Below are 18,665 nucleotides of genomic sequence, written 5' to 3'. Positions count from 1 at the left end.
CCCGATGGCGTTATCCCAGACTACAGCCTCGACGAACCTGCCCGATGCGGCCGCCCAGGCCGCACACCGTCAGCTATTGAAGGACAACAACATCAACCCGCGCACCGGGCTTGCCACCGACTATCTCAACCATTTCAATGAAGCGATCATGCTGCTCGAAATGATCCCGGACATGCCCGAATGCGCCGAGGATTTTCTGAGCTGGCGGCCCCTGACCTATCGCGAGCATTTCGAGGCCTCCAACCTCAAGGCCAAGGAACTCACGATCCAGGCCTATGAGCAGGCCGAGGTTGCCCTGAAAGCCGAATTCGACCGGGTGATCGGCTCGATGCGGGATATCCTGGTGGCGGTGAGCGAGGGCATGCGCAGCACCACGCAGGATGCAACCCGCATCAAGCTCGCCACCGAGGCGATCGGCTGGATCCAGCCTTTGCTTGCGATGGCCGGCGCTTTGATCCACGGTGTCTCGGACGGAACCGACATCGACAGTATTATGGAATCCTGAAAACGTGACTGACTCCACCGCCTCACGGCCGCAGGTCGCGGTCAGCGCAGGCATTTTCCGCGACGGCAAGATCCTCCTGACGCGGCGGACCAACAATCCCAAAGGACCGCTCTGGACGTTCCCCGGCGGCCGTATCGAGTTCGGCGAAACCATGGCCGAAGCGCTCAAGCGCGAAATCCTCGAGGAAACCGGGCTGACCATCGAGATCGCCGGGCCGGCCGGCGTCCGCGAAATGCTGCACGTCCAGTCCGGGCATGGGCACTTCATCATCCTGCCGTTCGCGGCGCGCTGGGTCTCCGGCGAGGTCACGCTGAACGACGAACTTGCGGAAGCCCGCTGGTTCGACCCCGACGAGACCCGCGGGCTGATGGTCACGGACGGCCTGCATGAGGTGATCGCCACCGTCCGTGAGGTCGTGGGCGTCTGACCCCTGTAAGCCGCCTTGCTTCCCTTGTTGCGTTCTTTGGGCCGGGAAGGTTAAGACCTGCCGCCATGCTGCGCCGTTTCCTCGCCGTGCTCCTGACCTGCTCGATTCTGCTGCCGGCCACTGTCCGCGCGGAGGACGAAGCCGCACCGTTCGATGCCGATCTGCAGCGGCTGGCTGAGATTATGGGTGCCCTGCATTACCTGCGCGGCATCTGCGGAACCAATGACGGCCAGAAATGGCGCACCGAAATGCAGGCCCTGCTGGAGGCCGAGACACCCTCCGGCGACCGCCGCACCCGAATGATCGCGAGTTTCAACCGCGGCTATAACGGTTTCCAACAGACCTACCGGACCTGCACCCCGGCCGCTCATCTGGTCATCCGCCGCTACCTGATCGAGGGGGCCGACATTTCCCGGAACCTGACCTCGCGATACGCGAACTAAAGTTATCGACAGCCCTCCCCTTTAAATTAACCTTTTCGCAAGAACTCACTGGGATGGCCCGCCCTGCATGTTAAAGCTCGGGGACATTGCCATGGCGCTTTCGCGCCCGTTTCCGGATTGTCTTCCTTCATGTCGTACTCGCCTCTTGCCCCTTCCCGCGCTCCTCTCCCTGACCAGGAGCAGAAGCAGGCCGCGCTGACCTATCTGAACGAGGCGTGGGCCGAGGCGCTTCACGACGGCATCGATGGCGATTGCCTCGCGCAGGCGAGCCTGTTCGCGGCGTTCGCCGAACTCGTGAACACCTATGGCGAGGATGCGGTCGCGAAATTCGTCGAGGGTCTGCCCGCGCGCATTCGCAGCGGCGAGTTCTCGGTGGTGATGTTCAAGCAGTAATTTTCCCGGCGAAATCATCGCCGGCCGGCTTCCCTCACGGCTTCAGCGTTTCCACAAAACGCACCGGCTCGCCCTGTGAAGGCGTCGCCAGTTCTCCCTGCCACATCACCCGCTGCCCGCGCACAAAGGTGCCGACCGGCCAGCCCTTCACCTTCACCCCGTCGTAAGGCGTCCAGCCCGCGCGCGAGGCGTTGTCCTCGTTGCGGATCGTCTCGCTGCGCTTCATGTCGACCACGGTGAAGTCGGCATCGTAACCGGCGGCGATGCGGCCCTTGCAGGCGATGTTGAAGATACGCGCAGGACCCGCACTCGACAGATCGACGAACCGCGCCAGCGACAGCCGCCCCGCGTTGACGTGATCGAGCATGATCGGCACCAGCGTCTGCACGCCGGTCATGCCGGACGGCGACGCCGGATAGGTTTTCGATTTTTCTTCCAGCGTGTGTGGCGCGTGATCGGAGCCGAGCACATCGATGATGCCCTGCGAGATGCCACGCCAGATCGCGTCGCGATGGCTGGCGTCGCGCACCGGCGGGTTCATCTGCGCGCGGGTGCCAAGCCGCTCATAGCATTCGGGCGCCGCCAGCGTGAGGTGATGCGGCGTCGCCTCGCAGGTCGCGACATCCTTGTGGTCGCGCAGATAGTCGATCTCCTGCTTGGTGGAGATATGCAGGACGTGAATCCGCTTGCCGTATTCGCGCGCGATGCCGACAAGGCGTTGCGTCGCGATCAGCGCGGCGGGTTCGTCGCGCCACACCGGATGCGAACGCGGGTCGCCTTCGATGCGCAGGTTCTTGCGCTCGTTGAGGCGGTATTCGTCCTCGGCGTGGAACGCGGCGCGCCGACGGATCACGCCGAGAATTTTCCGCAAGCCGTCGTCATCCTCCACCAGCAGGCTGCCGGTCGAGGAGCCGATGAACACCTTGACGCCCGAACAGCCCGGCGCGCGCTCCAGCTCCGGCAATTCGCGATAGTTCTCGCGCGTGCCGCCGATGAAGAAGGCGAAGTCGCAATGCATGCGGTGATGCGCGGCCTTGATCTTGGCGGTGAAGGTTTCTTCCGTGATCGTCAGCGGATTTGTGTTCGGCATCTCGAACACCGCCGTGACGCCGCCCAGCACCGCGCTGCGCGAGCCGGTTTCCAGATCTTCCTTGTGCGTGAGGCCCGGCTCGCGAAAATGCACCTGCGTGTCCATCACGCCGGGCAGGATGTGCAGGCCCTTGCAGTCGATCACCTCGCCCGCGCTGGCGTTGTCCGGTACGTCGAGCGCGGCGATCTTGCCCGCCGTCACGCCGATGTTGCGCACGCCCTCCCCGTCCTGATTGACCACGGTTCCGGATTTGAGGATGAGATCGAAAGTTTGAGCCATTATCTTGAATGCCCGAATCTTGAGTGTCGAAGTTGCTGAGATACCATAATTTGCCCTGCGCAGACCTGCGCGGGGCTTGTTGCGCGCACCTTACAGCCTTACGTTTCGCAGCGATATCGGCGTTGCGCGATTCTTCGCAAAACTTCTGCCGGTCAAAACCTCAAGAATCCGCCACTCAAGAATCCCATGAAATCTGCATTTCTCACCGATCGGGGCGTGGTCAAAGTCGGCGGCGAGGATGCCCGCCACTTTCTCAACGGCCTCGTCACCACCAATATCGATCTGGTCCGGCCCGGACTCGGGCGTTTCGGCGCGCTGCTGACGCCGCAGGGCAAGATCATCGCCGATTTTCTGGTCACTGAAATACCGGCCGGCCATGGCGGCGGCTTCCTGCTCGATTGTCCAAAATCGCTGGCGCAACCGCTCGCCGCACGCCTCTCAATCTACAAGCTGCGCGCCAAGGTCGCGATCGAAAACCTCTCCGATGCTTTCGGTGTGCTTGCCCTCTGGGGCGGAGAGCCGCAGATGACGCCGGATCTCGCTTTTGCCGATCCTCGCGATGAATCACTCGGCTGGCGCGTGCTGCTGCCGCAAGAGTTTGCAGGCAAGGCCACCACAGCGATCGGCGCGCAGATGGTTGATGAAACCGAATACGAGGCGCATCGCATCGCATGCGGCGCGCCGCGCGGCGGCATCGACTTCGCCTATAACGATGCCTTCCCTCATGACGCCAACATGGACCGTCTGCATGGCGTCGACTTCGACAAGGGCTGCTACATCGGTCAGGAGGTCGTCTCCCGCATGCAGCATCGCGGCACCGCGCGCACCCGCATCGTTCGCGTCGGCCTTGGCGATGCCATCGCCGCCGGAACGCCGGTGACGGCAGGAGAGAAAACACTCGGCACGTTCGGTTCATCCGCAGGCGATCGCGGGCTTGCACTGTTGCGCATCGACCGCGTCGCGGATGCGGTGGAGGCAGGCACGCCTGTCCTCGCGGACGGGCATCCGCTGTCCTTCATCGCACCGCAGGACATCCAGCCGCCGAAGAAGGCGTCCGCATGAGCGCCACGCCAGCAAAGGCAGCCAAGGTTTCGCGCTGTGCGTGGCCGGGCGAAGACCCGCTCTACGTCGCCTATCACGACGAGGAATGGGGCGTGCCGGAATATGACGACCGCGCACTGTTCGAAAAACTGATCCTCGATGGTTTTCAGGCCGGGCTGTCGTGGATCACCATCCTGCGCAAGCGCGACAATTTCCGCAAAGCGTTCGACAATTTCGATCCGGTGAAGATCGCGCGTTACGACGCGAAGAAGATCGCCACGCTGATGAACGACGCCGGTATCGTGCGCAACCGCGCCAAGATCGAGGGCGCGGTGAAAAGCGCGCAGGCTTACCTCGTCATCATGCAGGAAGGCCCCGGCTTCTCGAAACTGCTGTGGGGTTTTGTCGATGGTGCGCCGAAGGTCAACCGCTTCCGCAGCAAGAGCCAGGTCCCTGCCGCGACGCCGGAATCGATTGCGATGTCGAAGGAACTGGTGAAGCGCGGCTTCAAGTTCGTCGGCCCCACCATCGTCTACGCCTTCATGCAGGCAACCGGCATGGTCAACGACCACATGGTCACCTGCCATTGCCACGCGACCTGCGGCAAACCCAAACAAGCACGCAAGGCCAAATGACCGCGAAACATATGCCTCCGAAAAAAGCCGCCCGCGCGTGGCAACGGATGCTGTCGGGGCGGCGGCTCGACCTGCTCGATCCTTCGCCGCTGGACATCGAGGTGGCGGACATCGCGCATGGCCTTGCCCGCGTTGCGCGCTGGAACGGACAAACTCATGGCGCGCACATTTTTTCGGTCGCGCAACACACATTGCTGGTGGAAGAAGTACTGCGCACGCGCTCGCCACGCATCGACCGCCGCGTGCGGCTCGCGGCGATGCTGCACGACGCCCCCGAATACGTGATCGGCGACATGATCTCACCATTCAAGGCGGTGATCGGCGGCTCCTACAAAGCGGTGGAGAAGCGGCTGCTCGCGGCGATCCATCTGCATTTCGGCCTGCCCGCTGTCCTGCCTGCCGACATCGAAGCCCTGATCAAGACCGCCGACATGGGCGCAGCCTATCTCGAAGCTACCTCGTTGGCGGGTTTCAGCCAGGCCGAGGCGAAACGCCTGTTCGGCCGCGACCCCAAGCTCAATCCTGCGACCGTCGAGAATTATCTCACGCCGTGGTCCGCGACCAAGGCGGAAAGACAGTTTCTCGCGCGTTGCCAGTCGCTGATCGCATAATTGTTCCGGTTTTTACGCGCTTTCGCAGCGCTGCGCCCTGACGTATAGAGGGCACAGTCACGAGGCCATAATGATCCACGTCTGCTCGCTTGCCGAACTCCACTCAACCGTCGCCGCCATCGGCGCGAGCCACATCATCACGGTAATGGGCAAGGTCGAAAAGGCGCAAACGCCCGCTTCCGTGCTCGATGCCAACCACCTGCGCGTCTCGATGGACGACATCACCGAGATTGCCGACGGCTTCACGGCTCCCGCAGCTGCACATATCAATACAGCGCTCGATTTCGTGCGGCGCTGGGATCGCCGCGCACCTCTCGTGGTGCATTGCTTCGCCGGAATCAGCCGCTCCACCGCGACCGCGTTCATGGCGGCTTGCGCGCTCAACCCGCGCCGCGCCGAAGACGACATCGCCAAGGCCATTCGCGCGGCCTCTCCGAGTGCAAGTCCGAACAGGTTGATCGTGCAACTGGCCGATCGCGCGCTCGGCCGCGAAGGCCGCATGATCCGCGCCGTCGAACGCATTGGGCCGGGCAGCGCCGTTCTCGAAGGCCGTCCATTCCATATCGATCTTGAGTGAGGCGATGGCAGAGAAGTCGCTGACCCCCATCGAGATCGGCCTGACTGCTGCCATCGTGTCGATCAACGACAACGAACCACTGATCCTCACCGCACCGGGCAGCGGACAGGATGAACTTGCGGGCCTGCCGTTTGGCCCGTTCGACGCGGTCAGCCATCGCACCTTCGAAATCGGCCTGCGGGCGTGGGTGGCCGAACAGACCGGCCTCAGCCTCGGCTATGTCGAGCAGCTCTATACCTTCGGCGACCGGGGCCGCCACGCAACGCTCGACCACACCGGCGTGCATGTCGCCTCCATCGGCTATCTTGCGCTGACGCGCAGCGTCGATGGCGAATCCTCTCCCAAGGTCGAGGGCGCGACATTCGAACCGTGGTACCGCTACTTCCCCTGGGAAGACTGGCGCGTCGCCAAGCCTGCGATGATCGACCGGGAAATTCTTCCCGCCCTGCAGGCATGGGCGGCGGCATCGGATGCACGGAACGCCAACCGGGCGCTCGGCCGCGCCGATCGCGTGCGGCTTTACTTTGGCGCCGAAGGCACCCATTGGGACGAGGAGCATGTCCTCGACCGTTATGAGCTTCTCTATGAGGCAGGCCTCGTTGAGGAAGCCAAGCGCGACGGCCGCTCCGCTGCGCTCGCGCGCAAGTCGTTGCCGCCGCTCGGCGTCGCGATGCGCTTCGACCACCGCCGCATTCTCGCGACCGCGATCGCGCGGCTGCGCTCCAAGCTGAAGTACCGCCCCGTGGTGTTCGAACTGCTGCCGCCGGAATTCACGCTGACGGAATTGCAGCATACGGTGGAAGCGATTTCGGGCCGCCATCTGCACAAACAGAACTTCCGCCGCCTCGTCGAAGCGGGGGCGCTGACCGAGCCGACCGGCGAGATGTCGACGCGGACGGGCGGACGGCCTGCGGCCCTGTTTCGCTTTCGCCGCGAAGTGTTGCAGGAGCGCCCTGCTCCGGGCCTGCGGGTGCGTGCACGCAGGTAGTCTGCCACAACCGTCTGGCGCATAGCCGGGCTCATGAAAAGGCTTTACACCACGTCAAAGCCGCCCGAAAAATTCATCAGCTCGCCCATTGCGTAAAGACGATTTGCAGGATCAAGCCTTTGACCAACGATGTAACAACCGCCGCACTGTCAGACAAACCGGCAATGATTCCTCCTCTGGTACCGCACCGGCTGCGCGCGGCGATCCTCAACGAATTGCACGCCCGCCCCTTCACCGCACTCCCCGTGCCGCGGCGCATCCTGCATTTCGGCTTTCACACCGATGAGACCGCCGCCCAGATTGACCGCCAAAACCTTCTTGCTTTCTGCATCGCGCGCGGCCTTCCGGGACCACGGCCTTCGGAAAACCATTACCGCGTTTCGCTCGGCGCGACCGCCCTGCGCTGGGAGCAGCACTCCGAATTCACCACCTACACCTGGGAGATGCCATCCGCCCTCAATGACGCGCCGTTCACGCCGAACGTGGCGATACTAGAGCCGCAGACACGCGCAATCCCTCAACCCGGCCCGCTGCTGGTCGCGATCGACCTGCATATCCTCCAGAAGAATCCGGATCACCTTCCGGTCGAGCAGATTTTCGATCGCGCGAGCCTTGCAAGCGCCGAGAACAGCGACGGGAGCGCGTCCTACGCAAGCGACTTCCGGCTCGATCCGTCGGGATTCGTCCGCATTCTCATCACCGATAACGGCCTCAGCAGCGAACGCGCGGGCGCGCTGGTGCAGCGCGTGATCGAGATCGAAACCTATCGGACGCTGGCGCTGCTCGGTCTGCCGGAAGCGCAGCGGCTGTTGCCATCGATCAACCGGATCGAGCACAAGCTCGCGGAAGTGACGCAGAAGATGCGCGAGGCCAACGACCTCGGCAGCAACCGCCAATTGCTCGATGAACTTGCCGCCCTCGCCGCCGACCTCGAAGCCGGCGCCGCCGCCAGCGTGTTTCGTTTCGGCGCGACGCGCGCCTATGACGAAATCATCCACCAGCGGCTGGAGACCATCGGCGAGCACAAGATGGGTGGCTTGCCGACATGGACCTCGTTCCTCGCCCGGCGGATGGCGCCCGCAATCCGCACCTGCACCACCACCGAAACGCGGCAGACCGAATTGTCGCTCAAGCTGTCACGCGCCGCCGACCTGTTACGCACGCGCGTCAATGTCGAACTGGAAAAGCAGAATCAGGAACTGCTGAAATCGATGAACGAGCGCACGCGCATGCAGCTCAGGTTGCAGACCACCGTCGAAGGGCTGTCGGTCGCGGCGATCACTTATTACGTGGTCAGCCTGTTCGGCTACGTCGCCAAGGCGGCTCACGAGACCGGCTACGTCCATATCGAGCCAGCCTATATGATCGCCGCCTTCATCCCGGTCGCCGCACTGGCGATCTGGGCGACCGTGCGGCGCATTCGCAAGCACCACATCTCGCACGATTGATGAATTTGGTCGCTTAGTCGGTCTTGGTCCGGCGCAACTCCGCCACCGGCTCGGAACGCACCTCGGCATTCGCCTCCGTCTTGTGCGGCGGATGCAGCGAGCGCGGCTTGCGGATCATCCGCGTCAGGAAGGTGCGGACATTGCCCTGGCGGTGGAAATCGCAATAAGCGAATCCAAGCCCGGATACCGAACCGCGGAAGCTGACTTCGTCATACTTGTTCAGGTTGAAACACGGCTCGAACGGCATGCCCTTGATCGAGGCGCAGACCGCACCGGAGCGGACCTGAAGCGTGTTGCTGGGCAACCGCATATGGCGCAGCGGGCCCGAGCCGCCGAACTGGACCGATCCCGCCGCAGAGCCGTCCTCATAGATGCGGCCGGCGCCCTTGGTGCCGTCGAAGCAAGTGAAGGAGAACAGTTTATTGGCGACGAACTTGCGCGCCTGACTGGCATCCATCTGCTCGGCGAAAGCGGGCGCGACCGCGCACCCGGCAAGCGCAACACCAAAAGCCAATCGCGCGAACATGCGAACCACTCCAACTCGTGACATTCGGGATGAGACCGCGACAAACGCCGATCTTAAGTCCCTGATTACCATATCAACCATGGCAACAATGGAGCACTATGGTTTGCAAAGCCTGAACATCCTCAGGCTATTTTCACCACCACGCGGCCACGGACCTTGCCCGCGAGAATATCGGAACCGGCGGCAATCACCTCGTCGAGCGAAATTTCCCGAGTTATTTCAGCAAGTTTTGCCTTATCCAGATCCTTCGCCAGCCGCGCCCAGGCGGCTTCCCGCAGCGGCAGCGGGCACATCACCGAGTCGATACCCAAAAGGCACACCCCGCGCAAAATGAAAGGCGCGACGGTGGTCGGCAGGTCCATGCCGGCTGCTAACCCGCAGGCGGCGATGGCGCCATGGGCCTTGGTCATCGACAGCACGTTGGCGAGCGTCGTCGAGCCGACGCTGTCCACGCCCGCCGCCCAGCGCTCCTTGGCGAGCGGCTTTGCGGGCCCTGAGAGTTCCTCGCGACCGATGATCTCCGCCGCGCCGAGATCCTTGAGATAACCGCTTTCACTGGCGCGGCCGGTGGAGGCGATGACGTGATAACCGGCCTTCGCCAGCAGGCTCACAGCGACCGAGCCGACGCCGCCGACAGCGCCGGTGACAATCGCCGGGCCATCCTTCGGCGTGATGCCATGCTTTTCCAGCGCCAGCACCGACAGCATGGCGGTGAAGCCAGCCGTGCCGATCGCCATCGCGTCGCGCGCACTCATGCCCGCCGGCAGCCGCACCAGCCAGTCGCCCTTGACGCGGGTCTTCTCCGCATAGGCGCCGAGATGGGTTTCACCCATGCCCCAGCCGGTGCCGATCACCTTGTCGCCCACCTTCCATTTCGGATTTTCGGACGAAATCACAGTGCCCGCGAAGTCGATTCCGGCGATCATCGGGAAGCGCCGCACCACTGGGCCCTTGCCGGTGAGCGCCAAGCCATCCTTATAGTTGAGGGTGGACCATTCGACGGCGACGACCACGTCGCCCTCCATCCACTCGCTTTCGTCGAACTGCGTCAGCGCCGCGACAGTGCCCTTCTCGGCCTTGTCGATGCGGATGGCTTTGAACGTTCCCACAACTTGCTCCTTCATTCGTGCAGGCGAACAGTAATAGCGAGAAGCGGGGCGTCAAATCGACGATGGTGTTATGCAGAAGCCCTCCTATTCCCGGCCGAATAAATTTGCAGGAAGCTCTGGCGAGGACGTCAAAGACCTGTTATATTTGTTTTGCTCTAGTTGAGGATAACTGATCGCCATACCGGCGGAAAGTTCAGGTAGGGCAACACACCGGCCTTCGCCGGTTTTCTCAGACACCATATATGCTCAATTCGAGTATATAGGGAGATGACCATGCCGCTGACTGGACTGTTTGGACCCGAAGACTTCGGCACTCCCGCTCTACCCAAGAACCCGGCTGCTGACCGCTGCCCGTCGCGCGAACGCTTTACCTCGCTGCCGTCGCCCTCGCTGGAATGGACCCCCGAGGTCGAGCGCGCGACCGCGCACCTCTATGAGCGCGTCAAGGAAGTCATCCCGCCGGTCGAGTGGCCGTTCATGGCGCCCTACATCAAGGCGATCAACGACCTGAAGCGCGAGCGCAACGCCGTGATCCTCGCGCACAACTACCAGACACCGGAAATCTTCCACTGCGTCGGCGACGTCGGCGGCGACTCGCTGAAGCTCGCCATCGAGGCGACGAAAGTGAAAGCCGACGTCATCGTCCAGTGCGGCGTGCACTTCATGGCCGAGACCTCGAAGATCCTGAACCCGGCCAAGACCGTACTGATCCCGGATTCGCGCGCGGGCTGCTCGCTCGCCTCATCGATCACCGGCGAGGACGTGCGCCTGTTGCGCGAGCGCTTCCCTGGCGTGCCGGTGGTCGCCTACGTCAACACCTCGGCCGACGTGAAGGCAGAAGTCGATATCTGCTGCACCTCCTCGAACGCCGTGCAGGTTGTCGAGAGCCTCGGCAGCGACACCGTCATCATGGTGCCGGACCAGTACCTTGCGAAATACGTTGCGACAAAAACCAAGGTGAAGATCATCGCCTGGAAGGGCGCGTGCGAGGTGCACGAGCGCTTTACCGGCGACGAGCTGCGCAGTTATCGCGCCGCCGACCCGGACGTGCAGATCATCGCGCATCCGGAATGTCCGCCCGACGTCATCAAGGAAGCGGACTTCACCGGCTCGACCGCGCACATGATCGACTGGGTTCGCAACAACAAACCCAAGCGCGTCGTCATGGTCACCGAATGTTCGATGGCCGACAACGTGCAGGCGGAGTTGCCGGAGATCAACTTCGTCAAGCCGTGCAATCTGTGCCCGCACATGAAGCGCATCACGCTGCCGAAGATCCTCGACAGCCTGTTGTACATGCGCGAGGAAATCGTGATCGACCCGATGATCGCGGACAAGGCCCGCCGCTCGGTGGAGCGGATGGTGAATCTGAAGAACTGACCAAAAGCCGGACAACCGGCGGCCTCATGGACCGCCGGCCGGCGTATCAAAGGCAAACGGCATGAGCCACAAGGAAGCCGCTCGGGCGCAGTCGCCCGACCATGTCGTCATCGTCGGCGCGGGGCTTGCGGGCCTGTTCTGCGCACTGAAACTCGCTCCACGTCCCGTCACCGTCATTTCGGCCGCCTCGCTCGGCGAAGGCGCGTCCAGCGTGTGGGCGCAGGGCGGCATCGCCGCGGCCGTCGGCGAAGGCGACACCCCTGAAGCGCACGCGCGCGACACCATCGCCGTCGGCGGCGGCATCGTCGATGAAGCCGTGGCGCATCGACTGGCCAGCGAAGCCGCGGGACGCATTGATGACCTTCTGAGCTATGGCGTGCCGTTCGACCGCGATCTCGAAGGCAGGCTTGCGGTTGGCCGCGAGGCCGCGCACTCCGCGCGCCGCATCGTCCATGTCCAGGGCGACCGTGCCGGCAAGGCTATCGTCACCGCCCTGATCGAGACCGTGCGCAAGACGCCGTCGATCAAGGTGATCGAAGGCTACAGCGCCGAGGAATTACTGGTCGCGAATGGCGCGGTGACGGGACTGCGGCTGCGCAGCACCGCTAATGGAGAGACCCTTGCGTTGCCCGCGCGCGCCGTGGTGCTCGCGACCGGAGGCATCGGTCATCTCTATGCCGTCACCACCAACCCCGCCGAATCCTATGGCGGTGGTCTTGCCATCGCCGCCCGCGCGGGCGCGGTGATCGCCGATCCGGAATTCGTGCAATTCCATCCGACCGCCGTGATGATCGGCAAGGACCCCGCCCCGCTCGCCACCGAAGCGCTGCGCGGCGAAGGCGCGACGCTGATCAACGGTGACGGCGAGCGTTTCATGCTCAAGATCGATCCCCTCGCCGAGCTTGCGCCGCGCGATATCGTTGCGCGTGGTGTGTTCGCGGAGATCGCCGCCGGACGCGGCGCATTCCTCGACGCCACCAAAGCCGTCGGCGCAGCCTTCGCCCAGAAATTCCCGACCGTCTATGAAAGCTGCCTCGCGGGCGGGATCGACGCCGCCACGCAACCGATCCCGATTGCGCCCGCCGCGCATTACCACATGGGCGGCATCGCCGTGGACGGGCGCGGACGCTCCTCCATTGTCGGCCTGTGGGCCGCGGGCGAAGTGTCATCCACCGGCGCGCATGGCGCCAACCGTCTCGCCTCCAACTCGCTGCTGGAAGCCGTGGTCTATGCCGCGCGCATCGCCGACGATATCCGCCGCCTTCACTGGCAGGCGCCGGATTCCATCGCATCCGCCACGAAGGAACATTCGTCTGCGCCTGAAAAAGATCTCGAGGCCAGATTGCGCGAGACGATGAGCACCCATGTCGGCGTCATCCGCGACGCCGATGGACTCGCGAAGGCGATCCGCGTCTTTGGCGAAATCAAAGCCACCTCCGAAAGCATCGCGCTGCGCAACATGGCGACGACGGCGCTCCTCGTCGCAACCAGTGCCTATGTCCGCGAGGAAAGCCGTGGCGCGCATTTCCGCTCTGATTTTCCGAAGGCCAATCCCGATTTTGCCCGCCGCACCATGACGACGCTCTCCGCCGCACGCCATGTCGCGGCAGACCTCGTCCGCACGCCTTCGCTCGCCGAGGTGATCGGAAGCCTGGCATGACGGCAACAACGTCCCCCGCTTCGCTGCTTCTCCCGGATGGCTTTCTGGCGCTGCCGACCATCACGGACGCCGTGCGGCATGCGCTCGCGGAAGACCTCGGCCGCGCCGGCGACATCACCTCCATCGCCACCATTCCGGAAGAAACTCCTGCCCGCGCGGTCATGGTCGCGCGGCAGCCCGGCATCATCGCGGGCCTGCCGCTCGCGATCGAGGCATTCCGGCAGCTTGCGCCTGAGATGAAGATCGAGGCTCACGCCCGCGATGGCGATACCGTTACGAAGGGGAAATCGCTTCTCACCATCGTGGGCCCCGCCCGCGCCGTGCTCGCAGCCGAGCGCGTCGCGCTCAATTTCGTCGGCCGCCTGTCCGGCATCGCCACTCTGACGGCGAGCTATGTGAAACAGACCGCAGGCACCAAGCTGCGCATCTGCTGCACCCGCAAAACCACGCCGGGCCTGCGCGCGCTGGAGAAATACGCCGTGCGCTGCGGCGGCGGCTTCAACCACCGCTTCGGGCTCGATGATGCCATCCTCATCAAGGACAACCACATCGCGGTGGCGGGCAGCATCTCCGAGGTGCTGAAACGTGCCCGCGCGGTCGCGGGGCATCTGGTCAAGGTGGAAATCGAGGTCGACACGCTCGATCAGTTGCGCGAAGTGCTTGCGACTGGACTCGCCGATGTCGTCCTGCTCGACAATATGGATATCCCGACGCTGCACGAGGCGGTTGCACTTGCGGCGGGCCGCGTGGTGCTGGAAGTGTCTGGCGGCGTCACCGTGGATCGCATCGCAGAGATCGCGAAGACCGGCGTGGACTACGCCTCGTCCGGCGCGCTGACCCATTCGGCTCCGAATTTCGACGTCGCGCTGGATATTGAAGTGTAAGCGCGGCGTCTTATCGCCGGGCTTCCAGCTCGGCCGAGCTTTTCGCTTCCGCGACCAGTTCCTTGGAAATCTCCGCCGTCTGTGCGGCGTTGCCCCAGCTCGGCGCGTCCTTGCCGTCGCCCCATGCCTTCGGTCTGTAGAAGGTATGGACGCCGAAGCGATACATCTTCTTCATCTCGTGCACCCATGACGGACGCACCCAGTAGGCATGATAATGCGTGGACTTGCCGACTTCCGGCAGCCACAGCTTGCCGTCCAGCGTCGCCTTGGCGATCCGCTTCGCCCGCTCCCACATGTCCGGCTCGTTGATGACATCGCGGACGTTGTCGCAGGCGAAGGTGAACTGGCAGGCGAGATGGCGGCCCTTGTTCTGGTAGACCACGCCGCAGATCGTCGTCGGATAGAAGCCCGAGAACACGCGGTTCATCACCACCTGCGCCACCGCGATCTGGCCGCGCACGGCTTCACCGCGCGCCTCGAAATACACCGCTTCCGCGAGGCACTTCTCGCCCTTGGCGCGCGCCTTCGCATCAAGATGGAGGCGCTGCGCAGGAGATTCCTTGTTGACCTCGCCCTTGGGCGCAATCGACTCTCCACCTGCCGACGGATCGGCATTCGGCGTAAGAGAGACGTGCTGCTTCAGATCCGGATCGCCGCTCGGCAGGATCACGACCGGCTCCTCGCCGGGTTGCCAGCGCTCCAGCGTTTCGCCGGTGTCGCCGAGCGCGGAGCTGCCGAAGAACAGGCTCGCGGTCTTGACCGTGAAGGGATCGCGCGGCGCGACCGCATGACTGGACGTTGCGTGGAGTGCTGCCAGCGCGCTGTCATCAAGAACGGCATCGTCGGTCTTGGGCGCGTCATATTGCGGCAGCCGCGGCGAGTTCAGCGCCTCCTGCAATTCCTGATCAAGCGGCTCGCCTGCAGCCGTGTTCTCGGCGGCAGCCTTCGCATCTTCAGCCGGAATATTCTGCGACGCAGGCGAGACGGAATGCGCGGGCGGCACGGCCAACGGCAGACGATCTCCCTTCGCGGCACGCATCACGGCCGGATAATCGGAGGCCTGCAGCGGACGGACCGCCGGAGCGAACGGGTTACCCCCACCGAGCGAGCCGGTGATATCCGAATTGCGGCCGCCAAGGCTCACAAGCGTCACCGAGGCGGCATCGGGTACATCGGTGCCGATCGGGCGGACGAAATTGAAGGAAGCGATGCGGAGCGCATTGCGCGGGGTCGCAAACAGATGCTGCTGCCAGCGCTGCGCGACGCCCGGCTGGTGCGCGAGCTGCGAAGCGATGTCCTGATAACCGATTTCGGTCGGCATCATCGCGAGAAGGCAGAGAACAAAACTGAAGGGCGCAAAATTTGCGCCCTTCAGCCTGTCACGCAACATAACCATCATTACGCTCACGCAACAACACTACACACACGCGATCTCCTCGCACATTCAGTGCAATTTGATCGTTTTTGGTGATATCGAATTAAAGTTGCCGCTGGGTTAATTGCGGTGCAGGCGCGCCACACGCAATAATATCGCACCATTTCGGCGATCACGCCGTAATGCTTGGTAAATGGCGATTTTCACAGTGTGGTAAAAAATCAGTCAACGCACAAAAAGCATCAGGCCGCACCTTCATGACGAAGGTACGGCCTGAAAATCGTGAAAGCGCTTCTTAGGCCTGGCCGGCGGCGGTCTTGCCGAGGGCGGCCTGCGCCGCAGCCAGACGCGCGATCGGCACGCGGTAAGGCGAGCAGGACACGTAATCCAGCCCGACCTCATGGCAGAACGCGACCGACGCCGGGTCGCCGCCATGCTCACCGCAGATGCCCATCTTCAGGTTCGCGCGCACCTTGCGGCCACGCTGCGCGCCGATCCGCACCAGTTCGCCGACACCGTCGCGGTCGAGCGAGATGAAGGGGTCCGTCTCCAGAATGCCCTTGGCGACATATGGCCCAAGGAACGAGGCGGCGTCGTCGCGGCTGATGCCGAAGCTCGTCTGCGTCAGGTCGTTGGTGCCGAAGGAGAAGAACTCCGCCGTCTTGGCGATGTCGTCCGCCTTGAGGCACGCGCGCGGCAGTTCGATCATGGTGCCGACCTGATAGGTCAGCTTGCCCCCGGTTTCCTTGGTCACCGCATGCGCCATCGCATCGATGCGCTCGCGCACGATGTCGAACTCGGCGCGGGTCGCGATCAGCGGCACCATCACCTCGATCACCGGCGGCTTGCCGGTGCGCTTGGCGGCTTCGACCGCCGCCTCGAAGATGGCGCGCGCCTGCATCTCCGCAATCTCCGGATAGGCGATCGCAAGACGGCAGCCACGGAAGCCGAGCATCGGGTTGAATTCGGCAAGCTCCCGCACGCGATCCGCGATCTTGCGGGGGTCGGTGTTGAGAACGCGCGCGACCTCCTCGATCTCGGCCTGCGTGTGCGGCAGGAACTCGTGCAGCGGCGGATCGAGCAGACGGATCGTGACGGGCAGGCCCTTCATGATCTCGAACAGTTCGACGAAGTCGGCGCGCTGCATCGGCAGAAGCTTTGCAAGCGCCGCGCGGCGAGCCTGTTCGTCTTCGGCGACGATCATCTCGCGGACGGTGCGGATGCGCGTTTCCTCGAAGAACATGTGCTCGGTGCGGCACAGGCCGATGCCTTCGGTGCCGAACTTGAGCGCGGTGCGCGCATCCGCCGGGGTATCGGCATTGGCGCGGATCTTGAGTTTGCGGAACTGATCGGCCCAACCCATCAGCGTGCCGAACTCGCCGGACAGTTCCGGCTCGATCATCGGCATCTGACCGGCCAGCACCTGACCGAGCGAGCCGTCGATGGTGATGACATCGCCCGCCTTGAAGGTGCGGTTGCCGATCGACATCGTGCCGCGACCGTAATCGACGCGGATGCTGCCCGCGCCGGAGACGCAGGGCTTGCCCATGCCGCGCGCCACAACGGCAGCGTGCGAGGTCATGCCGCCGCGCGTGGTGAGGATGCCCTCGGAGGCGTGCATGCCGTGAATGTCTTCCGGCGACGTTTCGACGCGCACCAGCACGACCTTGCGGCCATCGGCATGCAGCTTGGCAGCTTCATCCGAGGAGAACACGATCTCACCGGACGCGGCACCCGGCGAGGCCGGAAGGCCGGTCGCCACCACATCGCGCTCGGCGTTGGGATCGATGGTCGGGTGCAGCAACTGATCGAGCGAAGCAGGCTCGATGCGCGCCACCGCATCCTTCTTCGAGATCAGGCCTTCATTGGCGAGTTCGACCGCGATGCGTAGCGCAGCCTTGGTGGTGCGCTTGCCGTTACGGGTCTGCAGCATCCACAGCTTGCCCTGCTCGACCGTGAATTCCATGTCCTGCATGTCACGGTAGTGCTTTTCGAGCTTCTGATAGATGCGCGTAAGCTCCGCGAAGGCATCCGGCATTTCGGATTCCATCGACGGCTTGTCCGAACCCGATTCCTTGCGCGCGGATTCAGTGATTTCCTGCGGCGTGCGGATGCCGGCGACGACGTCCTCGCCCTGCGCGTTGATGAGGAATTCGCCGTACAGCTTGCGCTCGCCGGTCGAGGGATTGCGCGTGAACGCAACGCCGGTCGCCGAGGTCTCGCCCATGTTGCCGAATACCATCGACTGCACGTTGACCGCGGTGCCCCACGACTCGGGAATGTCGTGCAGGCGGCGATAGGTCACGGCGCGCGCCGTCATCCACGAACCGAACACCGCGCCAATCGCGCCCCAGAGCTGCTCGTGCGGATCCTGCGGGAAATCGTTGCCGGTCTCGCGCGCGATCACCTCCTTGTAACGTCCCACAATGACCTGCCAGTCATCGGCGTTGAGATCGGTGTCGAGCGAATAGCCCTTGCTGTCCTTGTAGGTGTCCAGCACATCCTCGAAGTGATGATGCTCGAAGCCGAGCACCACGTTCGAGTACATGGTGATGAAGCGGCGATAGCTGTCATAGGCGAAGCGGCGGTCGTCCGCGTTCTTCGCCAGCGCCTCGACCGTCACGTCGTTGAGGCCAAGGTTGAGGACCGTGTCCATCATGCCCGGCATCGAGGCCCGCGCGCCCGAGCGCACCGAGACCAGAAGCGGGTTCTTGGCATCGCCGAACTTCTTGCCGACGATCTTGCCGACGGCTTCCAGCGCCTTTTCGACCTGTGCCTTCAGCTCCTTCGGATAGCTCTTGTTGTTGGCGTAGAAGTAGGTGCAGACCGAGGTCGGGATGGTGAAGCCGGGCGGTACCGGAAGACCGAGATTGGACATCTCGGCGAGATTGGCGCCCTTGCCGCCGAGCAACTCGCGCATGCCCGCCTTGCCTTCGGCCTTGCCGTCGCCGAACAGGTAAACCCATTTTCCGGCTTTTGCGGCGGTCTTGGTGTTCGCCGCGCGCTTGGCGGGAGAGGATTTCAGGGGCTTGTTCAGAGTCTTGGCAGAGCCCTTCGCGGCCTTGGCTTTTGCAGCCGGCTTTTTGGGGGCCGGTCGCGGCGGTGCCTTTCCGACTTTCTTACGCGCCGGAGACGATGCCGCGCGCTTTACTGAGGACTTTGCTTTTGCAGATGATTTTTTGACCCTGGAGAGAGCTTTTGCCATGACCGCCAGTCGCTGGATGGAATTGGAAAGCAGGCGCGTTACACCACGGTTTCAAGGCGTGATGCAAGGCGCGCCTGACGCATAGCTGG

18 protein-coding genes are annotated in these 18,665 nt (G+C 63.6%); 13 read left to right on the top strand and 5 right to left on the bottom strand.

Annotation, left to right across the window (positions count from 1 at the left end; all coding sequences use genetic code 11):
* The first annotated feature begins 4 nt into the window (after window positions 1-4).
* The 4 genes from AFIDRAFT_RS15085 to AFIDRAFT_RS15070 all read left to right on the top strand — a co-directional run bounded on the left by AFIDRAFT_RS15085 (window position 5) and on the right by AFIDRAFT_RS15070 (window position 1,768).
* Window positions 5-505, top strand: a complete 501-nt coding sequence (locus tag AFIDRAFT_RS15085; RefSeq protein WP_009340411.1) for a hypothetical protein — start codon at window positions 5-7, stop codon at window positions 503-505.
* A gap of 4 nt (window positions 506-509) precedes the next feature.
* Window positions 510-932: an NUDIX hydrolase gene (locus tag AFIDRAFT_RS15080; protein ID WP_009340410.1), complete on the top strand. Its 423-nt coding sequence runs from the start codon at window positions 510-512 to the stop codon at window positions 930-932.
* A 65-nt stretch (window positions 933-997) separates the two neighbouring features.
* Window positions 998-1,375 carry a TIGR02301 family protein gene (locus AFIDRAFT_RS15075; RefSeq protein WP_009340409.1) on the top strand — a complete coding sequence of 126 codons (378 nt, stop codon included), beginning with the start codon at window positions 998-1,000 and terminating at the stop codon, window positions 1,373-1,375.
* Between the two features lie 129 nt (window positions 1,376-1,504).
* Complete coding sequence (locus AFIDRAFT_RS15070) at window positions 1,505-1,768, top strand: hypothetical protein (protein ID WP_009340408.1); 264 nt, start codon at window positions 1,505-1,507, stop codon at window positions 1,766-1,768.
* 34 nt (window positions 1,769-1,802) lie between these two features.
* Here the strand turns inward: AFIDRAFT_RS15070 and AFIDRAFT_RS15065 are convergent, their stop codons facing one another.
* Window positions 1,803-3,137 carry a dihydroorotase gene (locus AFIDRAFT_RS15065; RefSeq protein WP_009340407.1) on the bottom strand — a complete coding sequence of 445 codons (1,335 nt, stop codon included), beginning with the start codon at window positions 3,135-3,137 and terminating at the stop codon, window positions 1,803-1,805.
* A 186-nt stretch (window positions 3,138-3,323) separates the two neighbouring features.
* On the opposite strand from AFIDRAFT_RS15065, the gene ygfZ reads away from it, so the two are divergent.
* The 6 genes from ygfZ (at window position 3,324) to AFIDRAFT_RS15035 (ending at window position 8,437) form a co-directional block, all read left to right on the top strand.
* Window positions 3,324-4,199: a CAF17-like 4Fe-4S cluster assembly/insertion protein YgfZ gene (ygfZ, locus tag AFIDRAFT_RS15060; protein WP_009340406.1), complete on the top strand. Its 876-nt coding sequence runs from the start codon at window positions 3,324-3,326 to the stop codon at window positions 4,197-4,199.
* Window positions 4,196-4,813 (top strand): DNA-3-methyladenine glycosylase I, encoded by a 618-nt coding sequence (locus AFIDRAFT_RS15055; protein ID WP_009340405.1) that lies wholly within the window; start codon window positions 4,196-4,198, stop codon window positions 4,811-4,813. Before ygfZ ends, AFIDRAFT_RS15055 begins: the two co-directional genes overlap by 4 nt.
* On the top strand, window positions 4,810-5,424 hold the full coding sequence (locus tag AFIDRAFT_RS15050) for a YfbR-like 5'-deoxynucleotidase (protein WP_009340404.1): 615 nt from the start codon (window positions 4,810-4,812) through the stop codon (window positions 5,422-5,424). Before AFIDRAFT_RS15055 ends, AFIDRAFT_RS15050 begins: the two co-directional genes overlap by 4 nt.
* 70 nt (window positions 5,425-5,494) lie before the next feature.
* Window positions 5,495-6,001 carry a tyrosine phosphatase family protein gene (locus tag AFIDRAFT_RS15045; protein ID WP_009340403.1) on the top strand — a complete coding sequence of 169 codons (507 nt, stop codon included), beginning with the start codon at window positions 5,495-5,497 and terminating at the stop codon, window positions 5,999-6,001.
* Window positions 6,002-6,005: 4 nt separating this feature from the next.
* Window positions 6,006-6,989: an NUDIX hydrolase gene (locus tag AFIDRAFT_RS15040; protein ID WP_009340402.1), complete on the top strand. Its 984-nt coding sequence runs from the start codon at window positions 6,006-6,008 to the stop codon at window positions 6,987-6,989.
* A gap of 164 nt (window positions 6,990-7,153) precedes the next feature.
* Window positions 7,154-8,437 (top strand): DUF3422 family protein, encoded by a 1,284-nt coding sequence (locus AFIDRAFT_RS15035; RefSeq protein WP_050789618.1) that lies wholly within the window; start codon window positions 7,154-7,156, stop codon window positions 8,435-8,437.
* 13 nt (window positions 8,438-8,450) lie between these two features.
* Here the strand turns inward: AFIDRAFT_RS15035 and AFIDRAFT_RS15030 are convergent, their stop codons facing one another.
* Window positions 8,451-8,963: a hypothetical protein gene (locus AFIDRAFT_RS15030; RefSeq protein ID WP_009340400.1), complete on the bottom strand. Its 513-nt coding sequence runs from the start codon at window positions 8,961-8,963 to the stop codon at window positions 8,451-8,453.
* 122 nt (window positions 8,964-9,085) lie between these two features.
* On the bottom strand, window positions 9,086-10,072 hold the full coding sequence (gene acuI, locus AFIDRAFT_RS15025; protein WP_009340399.1) for an acrylyl-CoA reductase (NADPH): 987 nt from the start codon (window positions 10,070-10,072) through the stop codon (window positions 9,086-9,088).
* A gap of 273 nt (window positions 10,073-10,345) precedes the next feature.
* On the opposite strand from acuI, the gene nadA reads away from it, so the two are divergent.
* The 3 genes from nadA to nadC all read left to right on the top strand — a co-directional run bounded on the left by nadA (window position 10,346) and on the right by nadC (window position 13,996).
* Entirely contained in the window at window positions 10,346-11,452 is a 1,107-nt protein-coding gene (nadA, locus tag AFIDRAFT_RS15020; protein WP_009340398.1) for a quinolinate synthase NadA, read from the top strand.
* A 61-nt stretch (window positions 11,453-11,513) separates the two neighbouring features.
* Window positions 11,514-13,112, top strand: a complete 1,599-nt coding sequence (locus tag AFIDRAFT_RS15015; RefSeq protein WP_009340397.1) for an L-aspartate oxidase — start codon at window positions 11,514-11,516, stop codon at window positions 13,110-13,112.
* Window positions 13,109-13,996, top strand: a complete 888-nt coding sequence (gene nadC, locus AFIDRAFT_RS15010; RefSeq protein WP_009340396.1) for a carboxylating nicotinate-nucleotide diphosphorylase — start codon at window positions 13,109-13,111, stop codon at window positions 13,994-13,996. Before AFIDRAFT_RS15015 ends, nadC begins: the two co-directional genes overlap by 4 nt.
* 10 nt (window positions 13,997-14,006) lie before the next feature.
* Here nadC and AFIDRAFT_RS15005 read toward each other — a convergent pair whose 3' ends face one another.
* Both AFIDRAFT_RS15005 and ppdK read right to left on the bottom strand, forming a co-directional pair.
* On the bottom strand, window positions 14,007-15,392 hold the full coding sequence (locus AFIDRAFT_RS15005; protein WP_009340395.1) for a cell wall hydrolase: 1,386 nt from the start codon (window positions 15,390-15,392) through the stop codon (window positions 14,007-14,009).
* Window positions 15,393-15,666: 274 nt separating this feature from the next.
* Window positions 15,667-18,576: a pyruvate, phosphate dikinase gene (gene ppdK, locus AFIDRAFT_RS15000; protein ID WP_009340394.1), complete on the bottom strand. Its 2,910-nt coding sequence runs from the start codon at window positions 18,574-18,576 to the stop codon at window positions 15,667-15,669.
* Between the last annotated feature and the right edge of the window lie 89 nt (window positions 18,577-18,665).

This window comes from Afipia sp. 1NLS2, from assembly GCF_000178995.1.
Lineage (GTDB): Bacteria > Pseudomonadota > Alphaproteobacteria > Rhizobiales > Xanthobacteraceae > Afipia.
The sequence above is the reverse complement of the archived record's forward strand: the minus strand, read 5'-3'. Positions and strand labels throughout refer to the sequence as shown.

What these genes read in the sequence shown, in the direction of transcription:
- AFIDRAFT_RS15085 (WP_009340411.1), top strand. Translation starts at nt 5, where the DNA reads ATGGCGTTATCCCAGACTACAGCCTCGACGAACCTGCCCGATGCGGCC.
- AFIDRAFT_RS15075 (WP_009340409.1), top strand. Translation starts at nt 998, where the DNA reads ATGCTGCGCCGTTTCCTCGCCGTGCTCCTGACCTGCTCGATTCTGCTG.
- AFIDRAFT_RS15070 (WP_009340408.1), top strand. Translation starts at nt 1,505, where the DNA reads ATGTCGTACTCGCCTCTTGCCCCTTCCCGCGCTCCTCTCCCTGACCAG.
- AFIDRAFT_RS15065 (WP_009340407.1), bottom strand. Translation starts at nt 3,137, where the DNA reads ATGGCTCAAACTTTCGATCTCATCCTCAAATCCGGAACCGTGGTCAAT.
- ygfZ (WP_009340406.1), top strand. Translation starts at nt 3,324, where the DNA reads ATGAAATCTGCATTTCTCACCGATCGGGGCGTGGTCAAAGTCGGCGGC.
- AFIDRAFT_RS15055 (WP_009340405.1), top strand. Translation starts at nt 4,196, where the DNA reads ATGAGCGCCACGCCAGCAAAGGCAGCCAAGGTTTCGCGCTGTGCGTGG.
- AFIDRAFT_RS15050 (WP_009340404.1), top strand. Translation starts at nt 4,810, where the DNA reads ATGACCGCGAAACATATGCCTCCGAAAAAAGCCGCCCGCGCGTGGCAA.
- AFIDRAFT_RS15045 (WP_009340403.1), top strand. Translation starts at nt 5,495, where the DNA reads ATGATCCACGTCTGCTCGCTTGCCGAACTCCACTCAACCGTCGCCGCC.
- AFIDRAFT_RS15040 (WP_009340402.1), top strand. Translation starts at nt 6,006, where the DNA reads ATGGCAGAGAAGTCGCTGACCCCCATCGAGATCGGCCTGACTGCTGCC.
- AFIDRAFT_RS15035 (WP_050789618.1), top strand. Translation starts at nt 7,154, where the DNA reads ATGATTCCTCCTCTGGTACCGCACCGGCTGCGCGCGGCGATCCTCAAC.
- AFIDRAFT_RS15030 (WP_009340400.1), bottom strand. Translation starts at nt 8,963, where the DNA reads ATGTTCGCGCGATTGGCTTTTGGTGTTGCGCTTGCCGGGTGCGCGGTC.
- nadA (WP_009340398.1), top strand. Translation starts at nt 10,346, where the DNA reads ATGCCGCTGACTGGACTGTTTGGACCCGAAGACTTCGGCACTCCCGCT.
- AFIDRAFT_RS15015 (WP_009340397.1), top strand. Translation starts at nt 11,514, where the DNA reads ATGAGCCACAAGGAAGCCGCTCGGGCGCAGTCGCCCGACCATGTCGTC.
- nadC (WP_009340396.1), top strand. Translation starts at nt 13,109, where the DNA reads ATGACGGCAACAACGTCCCCCGCTTCGCTGCTTCTCCCGGATGGCTTT.
- AFIDRAFT_RS15005 (WP_009340395.1), bottom strand. Translation starts at nt 15,392, where the DNA reads ATGGTTATGTTGCGTGACAGGCTGAAGGGCGCAAATTTTGCGCCCTTC.
- ppdK (WP_009340394.1), bottom strand. Translation starts at nt 18,576, where the DNA reads ATGGCAAAAGCTCTCTCCAGGGTCAAAAAATCATCTGCAAAAGCAAAG.